We start from the raw sequence: 6,444 nt of genomic DNA on the forward strand, positions 1-6,444 counted from the left end.
CAACGATGTCGCCCATCGAATCATCGTTCGAGTACCTGGACCTCTCCTGGGAGATGTTCGGAGAACTCTGTCGCGCGCTCGCGCTCAAGGTGGCTCGAGACTATGACCCCGACGTCGTCGTCGGCATCGCGCGAGCGGGAGCAGTCCCGGGCGCGGTCGTGGCGACAATTCTCGGCGTCGACTTCTACTCGATGATAATCTCGAGGAAGGCTGACGACGACGACGTGCGTGAGCGTCCGGAGATCCTCTCGGCGGCGCCGCGCGAGGTCGAGGGCCAACGGGTGCTGATCGTCGACGAGGTGACCACCTCCGGAGCGACCCTTCGGCTCGCGCTCGCCGCGGTGCGCGACACCCACCCCATCGAGGTCCGGACCGCCACCAGTTTCGCGCGCACACGTGGCTACAAGCCGGACTACTTCGCGCTGGAGACCGATGCCGAAGTCGTCCTTCCCTGGGATCACCATCTCTTGGAGGACGACGAGTTTGTCGCGAACCCACGGTACGGGGACGCGGTGGACTAGTCGACCGTGGTGGGCCCTCTGTCGAGGGGGCCGCTAATCATCCTCGACCACATAGGCCACGCCCCAAGCTCCGGTGCCCAGGTGGGTCGCGATCACGGACGTGACCGGCGCTGCGAGCACCTCGATGTGATCCCCATACTTTGCGCGCAGCCGGGTCGTCACAGGCCCCACGACCTGGGGAGCGCCGACATGCACGACCCCGAAGCGAACCTTACTCGGTGCCCTCGGGGATGCGTTGACGGAGCTGCTTCATCAGCTCCTCCTCCGCGTGGTCCATGCCCCGTGCCTTGCTGACAGGTCGACCTTGCCGGCCACCGAGAGTCGCGGAATCGGCATCTTCGAGACGCCGTCGGAGCGGATCACGATGAGCGAGTTCCCCAGCTCCCTCAGCGGTCCGAGCCGAGCGGCCGTACAGGTTGTTGTAGCCGACCTGAATCGCCGCGAGACGATCGAGCGGAGCGAGGTCACTGTACGAAGGCACAGCAACGCGGGACATCTCCGAGGTGACGACCCGTTCACACCTGAACACGTGACCGATGCATGTGTACCTAACTTTCGCTCCGACCGCTACGTCCAACCAACATCATGAGCGAACAACAACCGTCAGGCCTGAGTCGATTCGTGGCCGAAATGCGCCGCCGCCACGTGGTGCGTTTCGCCCTCGGGTACGCCGCAGCCGCATTCGTGGTTCTTCAATTGGCGGACCCCGTATTCCCCGCCTTCGGCCTGGGCGAAAACGCGCTCCGCATCCTGGTGATCGTGCTCGCGCTGGGGTTCCCGCCGGCGGCGGTCGTGGCGTGGATCTTCGACATCACGACGGAAGGGATCAAACGGACCGAAGGGGGTGCGGCCGGCAGCGTGATTCCCAGGCTCGCGCTCCTGGTCGTAACGGTGGGCGTCGTGAGCGGACTCGGGGTTTGGCTGACCGCCGCCGGAGTCTTTGCCCCGGCGAGCGATCTCGCCGATGGTGGAATCGCCTTGCGGGAGCCACTCGCTGAGTACGACCCGTCGGCACCGATTCGCTCGATCGCGGTGCTTCCGCTCAACGACTTCTCACCCGACGGGAGTCAGGAGTATTTCGTTGCGGGCATGCACGAGGAACTCATCGCCAAGCTGAGCCAGCTCCCGGAGTTGCGCGTCGTGTCGCGGACCTCGGTCATGCAGTACACCGACACCAGGAAGTCGGCGCCGCAGATCGGACGCGAGCTGGGCGTGGACGCTCTGATCGAGGGCTCCGTGAACCGCTCCGGAGATCAGGTACGGATCACGCTCCAGATTATCCACGCGCCGAGTGACTCGCACATTCAGACGCTTCAGTTCGACAGGGAGGTCGGAAACGCGCTCGCCCTCCAGACCGAGATCGCCCACGCCGTAGCTCGAGAGATCGACAGCGAGCACGAAGAGGAGCTGTTCGAGCGCACGGGGATGAACGCGGAGCCGGCGGCTCAGGAAGCGTACCTCAGGGGCAAGCACGAGTATGATCGCGGGACCCCGGAAGGGTACCGGATGGCGTTCGAGTACTTCTCGGATGCGCTGGAGAACGACCCGGACTTTGCGCCTGCGATGGCCGGTCTCGCGGGTGCCCGATTCTTGGTCGGCATGGAAGACGGCGAGATGGACCCGGGTGAGCTCGAGACGGCCCGGTCGGAAGCAGCGGAGGCGCTCGCGATGGACCTGCAGTCGATCGAAGCGAGGGAGGTATTCTCGTACATCGAACGGTCGATCCCACTCGTGATCCCGGGGATTTCGGCGTCGGCATCCGCCACGACTGAGGCGAATACGGTGCGAATGGTCATGATTCCCGGAACATCGGATTCGATCCGAATCGATCTCGCGAACTTCGACGACGCTTGGGTCTCGGCGGTGACGGGCCTGGGTCAGCGCATCGAGGACCAGGTTCGACGTCGTTTGATGCTCGGGGACGGGGACGACGGGCAGCAGCAGGCGCTCGCGGCGCGGCGGCTCATGGGCTCTGGTCGCTTCACCGAGGCCCGACGGGTGCTCGAGAACGTCGTCGTCGCTTCACCGCACGTCCGACAGGCGTGGGAGATGCTCACGAGGGCGGAGGTGTCCGAGGGTAACGTCTCCGGGGCGGTGGATGTCGTATCCAGATGGCAACGGTCGGGCGCGACCGGAGCACCGGGTGAGCAGGAGGTCGTTCGCCTTCGGGAAGCGGTGCGTCAGGACGGTGCTCATGGATACTGGCACTGGACGCTCGATCGCCTCGAGACGGCTCAGGACGAAGGGCGCGCTGTGGCGCATGTAGAGTTCGCGGCGGCGTATGCCGGCGCGAGAAACCATGACGCTGCGCTGGAACACCTCATGATGGCGCTAGAGCTTGGCGAGCGGGGTTTGCTGACCCTGAGGTGGGATCCCGTTTGGGACGACCTGCGCAGCGACGACCTATTCAAGGAACTCGTGCGTCAGACCCGCTCTCTGCGCCTCCCTCCGACCCTGCCAGGACGCGGAGGCCGGGGAGGCAGGGGAGGCGGGGGTAACGGCGGCTGAGGGGGGCGCTGTCTAGAATTCGCCCCGCGACCGCTCCTTCCCCGGGAGGATCTCGAGGCACGTCGTCCACCAACCGGTGAGAATCGTCTGCACGAACTCCTCTGGCAGGTCTTCCGACCGCATCTCAACCGCGAGTGCTCGGTGGTCGTACGGGACAGGGACGAACTGGACCGACAGCTCGCGCCCATTCGCCTCGAGCACGGCGTACCAGACTTCCGTTCGCCCATCGTTCGCGGGGCGGCCCAAGGCCCCGACGTTGACGTAAGCGCCGCCTGAGGCCTCCCCGCTCGAGGGCGAGGCACCAAGATCGCTCCAACTCCGCGTCCAATGGATGCCGGTATGGGTGCCCAGAATCACGTCCACGCGGCAATCACTCGCGAGCTTCTGCAGGAAGTGCGTCGGCGTTGTGGACTCCCACAAGAACTCGTTGATCTGCCGAGGGCTCCCGTGACATGCCACCACGGAAAGGTCTCCTAGCTGGAAGCGCAGCTCGCTCGGAAAGGTGCCCATCCACGCCCGATGTTCGGCCGAAGTGTTCCGGAACGTGTACTGGTACGAGAGGCGCGCGAACTGGTTGTCGCGAGGGTCGGTGTACCCACACTGGCAGTCGTCCAGCCCGCGCGCGATGGAGTCGTCGTAGTTGCCGCGGACGATCGGGATACCGGCCTCTCTCAGGACGCCCGCCGCCTTGTCGGGGTGAGGGCCGAAGGCACCGAGGTCGCCGAGGCAGAAGATCTCGTCGACGTCCCTTCCCCGTGCGTCCGCGATGGCAGCCTCGAGCGCGAGATGGTTCGAGTAGACCCCGCCGAAGACGGCGATCCGCCGGTATTCGCGCTGGTTGGGCGAGACGGCTCGGTTCGGACTCATGAGAAGTCCCTCGTATAGCCGGACATGTTCGCGCAGATCGCCCCACTGACGTAGCACGTGTAGCACGCCTGCTCGGACAACACGGCGGGAGCGGCTACTGCGTCCTCTACCGTGTCCCCCAGCCTACCCGACTCGTAGTCGAGCAAGATCGGGCAGACCCAGACGCCACGAGCCGTGACGAGCCGCGCACGGGCGCACAACAGCAGGTCGGTGTCGTAGCCGACCATCATCTCGTCCGTCACGCGTTCGCTTTCGGAGTAGCCTCTTGAACGCCGCTCCTCCTCCCCGATTCGCAGGGGCGGTAGGATCTTCAGCCGTGCCTGCGCGTACCCGATGCTCGCGAGCAGCTCTCGGAAAGCCCCGAGCACCTCCGGCGTGTCGAAGTCGTCCCAGCTCTGCATGGCGGTCACGATCGGGAGGAAGCCGGCGCCGACGAGGCGCTCCATCCCCTCCATGGCCCTCGAGAATGCTCCCTCGCCCCGGAGCGCGTCGTTCATCTCGGGAGTGGTGCCGTCGATACTCACGCGCAGCTCGAGCGTGTACAGCGAACCATCCGCAATCCGGGCCAGTTCATCCACAGTTCGTGGCGGGAGCAGGGTCGCGTTGGTGAGAACCGTAGCGGGACCGATCGCCAGCGTGTCCTCCAGGATCCCGGTCATCTCCCGGTTCATGAAGGGTTCCCCCCCCGTGAAGTAGTACTCCTTCACCCCGAGCTCGACCGCCTCGACCAGGTAGGAGCGCACCGTCTCCAGGCTCAGGACCTCGTGCGTGTGGTTCGTGGGCGAGCACGAGATGAAGCAGTGCGTGCACTCCAGGTTGCAGAGCGTTCCTCCCACCTGGAACCAGAGCGTGTCCAGGGACCGGAGCGCCACGGAAGGCGTGGCCCCGGCGGTTACCGCCTCAGCAGCGGTCGCCCGGCTCACAGCACGCTCCCTGGGGGTCGGTGGTCACGTGGTAGTCCATGCCCTTGGATTCCCGGGGATGGCGCTCGGCGGTGCGTGTGCAGTCGAAGGGCTCGGCCTCATCCAGCGGCACGTCGACCATCGGTTCGACGAAGTCGAAGTGCTCGGCGTAGGGCTCGCGGCCGTAGATCCGGAAGGTCTTGTCGCATACGGCGTAGCGCTTGCCTCGCTCCATGCGGTGGCCGTCGTCGTCCAGAACCTCCTTGAAGGGGCCTCGGTAGACGCCCGCCTGCATGCGCTCCCAACAGGGACCTTCCTTGCCCTTGAAGGCCTCGACGGTCAGCGAGCGAAACTCGATGCCGTTCACGGTCTGCCACGGGTCGGACTGACGCTCGAGCACGCGGATGCCGTAGAAGCCCACGCCCTCAAATGCGGCAAGAAAGCCCTCCTCGGTCAACGCGCCGGAGACGCAGCCGCTCCACAGCTCGGAGTCCGCCATCAGCTCGGCGGGCACCGGCTCGTCGGACACGATGTCCGAGATCACGGCCCGTCCGCCGTTCTTCAGCACCCGGAAGACCTCCCGGAACAGGTTCGCTTTCTGGTCGGTCTCGACCAGGTTCAGGACGCAGTTCGACACGACCACGTCCACGGACTCGTCCGGCACGAGTGGCTCCAGAAGCCGGAGGTGGGAGGTCATGCGCTCCATCTCCAGGTACCCCTCTGCGCTCGACACCGGATTCTCGGCCAGACGGCGGTCCAAGAGGTCCAGGTCGAGAGCCAGGTCCTGGATGCGGCCCCGGCGGAACTCGACGTTGGCGAAGCCGATGCGCTCGGCCACGATCGGCGCGTTTCGGCGCGCCACCTCGAGCATCTCGGGTGTCATGTCCACGCCGATCACCCTGCCCTCGGCCCCCACGACCTGGGATGCGATGAAGCAGATCTTGCCCGTGCCGCTCCCGAGGTCCAGAACGGTCTCGCCCTCGTTCAGATAGCGGCTGGGATCCCCGCACCCGTAGTCCCGCTCGATGACCTCGTCCGGGATGATCTCCAGGTACTTGGGATCGTAGTCCACCGGGCAACAGAGCGCGGCCTCCTGCGCCCGGGCGGCGTCGGCGTATCGGTCCTGAACGGCGGTCTCCTGTGTGCCGGTGTCGGCCGCCGACGTCTGGCTGTCCGTCTCGATCAATGTCGTCTCCTCATGGGCGCTGGCGCCCGTTGGTGTCAGGGCCTACGGACAGGCGCGAGGCGATGGCGCGTCGCCGCCCGTCGAGCGGGTCTCTCGGTGCTGCAAGCTAGGTTGTGGAACGGGGTGGTTCAGGCGGCGACGGGCGGCGCTCTGGTCCGGTGGGCCGAGAAGGCCGGGGCCTTGGCAGGCGTGAAGAACGACTTGGAGGCGGGTGCGCGCCGCTCGGCGAGGAGCGCGCTCAGGACCTCCCGAATCTCACGTAGGGCGTTGGACGCCACGGACCGGCGCGCGGCCAGCCAGCGCTCCAGGTCGGCGGGTCGGTCCAGGTCGGCCAGAGGCTCGAGCAGGACGACATCCCGCCCCTCACGGGCGAGCGCGTGGCGCAGGCTGTCGAGTGTGGCGCGGGAGCGCCACGCGACCGAGGCCAGCGCGAAGTCGAGCGGCCGCGCCGAGGCCAACA

At 66.4% G+C, this 6,444-nt stretch carries 8 protein-coding genes; 2 read left to right on the forward strand and 6 right to left on the reverse strand.

Annotation, left to right across the window (positions count from 1 at the left end; all coding sequences use genetic code 11):
* The first annotated feature begins 5 nt into the window (after positions 1-5).
* The gene (locus IIB36_12615) at positions 6-521 is read left to right on the forward strand and encodes a phosphoribosyl transferase (GenBank protein MCH7532583.1); all 516 of its coding nucleotides are present in this window, start codon (positions 6-8) and stop codon (positions 519-521) included.
* A 33-nt stretch (positions 522-554) separates the two neighbouring features.
* Here the strand turns inward: IIB36_12615 and IIB36_12620 are convergent, their stop codons facing one another.
* A complete protein-coding gene (locus IIB36_12620; protein ID MCH7532584.1) occupies positions 555-716 on the reverse strand; it encodes a DegV family protein in 162 nt (53 codons plus the stop codon).
* Between the two features lie 16 nt (positions 717-732).
* Positions 733-1,017 carry a hypothetical protein gene (locus IIB36_12625; GenBank protein MCH7532585.1) on the reverse strand — a complete coding sequence of 95 codons (285 nt, stop codon included), beginning with the start codon at positions 1,015-1,017 and terminating at the stop codon, positions 733-735.
* Between the two features lie 89 nt (positions 1,018-1,106).
* Here IIB36_12625 and IIB36_12630 point away from each other — a divergent pair, with 89 nt between their 5' ends.
* Positions 1,107-3,029 (forward strand): hypothetical protein, encoded by a 1,923-nt coding sequence (locus tag IIB36_12630; protein ID MCH7532586.1) that lies wholly within the window; start codon positions 1,107-1,109, stop codon positions 3,027-3,029.
* Between the two features lie 12 nt (positions 3,030-3,041).
* On the opposite strand, the gene IIB36_12635 is transcribed toward IIB36_12630, so the two are convergent.
* From IIB36_12635 to IIB36_12650, 4 genes are all read right to left on the reverse strand, one after another.
* Positions 3,042-3,896 carry a metallophosphoesterase family protein gene (locus IIB36_12635; protein ID MCH7532587.1) on the reverse strand — a complete coding sequence of 285 codons (855 nt, stop codon included), beginning with the start codon at positions 3,894-3,896 and terminating at the stop codon, positions 3,042-3,044.
* Positions 3,893-4,768, reverse strand: coding sequence for a radical SAM protein (locus IIB36_12640; GenBank protein ID MCH7532588.1), 876 nt, complete (start codon positions 4,766-4,768; stop codon positions 3,893-3,895). The genes IIB36_12635 and IIB36_12640 overlap by 4 nt, the downstream gene beginning before the upstream one ends.
* A gap of 28 nt (positions 4,769-4,796) precedes the next feature.
* Entirely contained in the window at positions 4,797-5,981 is a 1,185-nt protein-coding gene (locus IIB36_12645; protein ID MCH7532589.1) for a methyltransferase domain-containing protein, read from the reverse strand.
* Positions 5,982-6,112: 131 nt separating this feature from the next.
* Positions 6,113-6,444 (reverse strand): hypothetical protein (locus tag IIB36_12650; protein MCH7532590.1); only part of this gene is annotated, 332 nt, incomplete at its 5' end.

This window comes from Gemmatimonadota bacterium, from assembly GCA_022560615.1.
Lineage (GTDB): Bacteria > Gemmatimonadota > Gemmatimonadetes > Longimicrobiales > Gaopeijiaceae > UBA1138.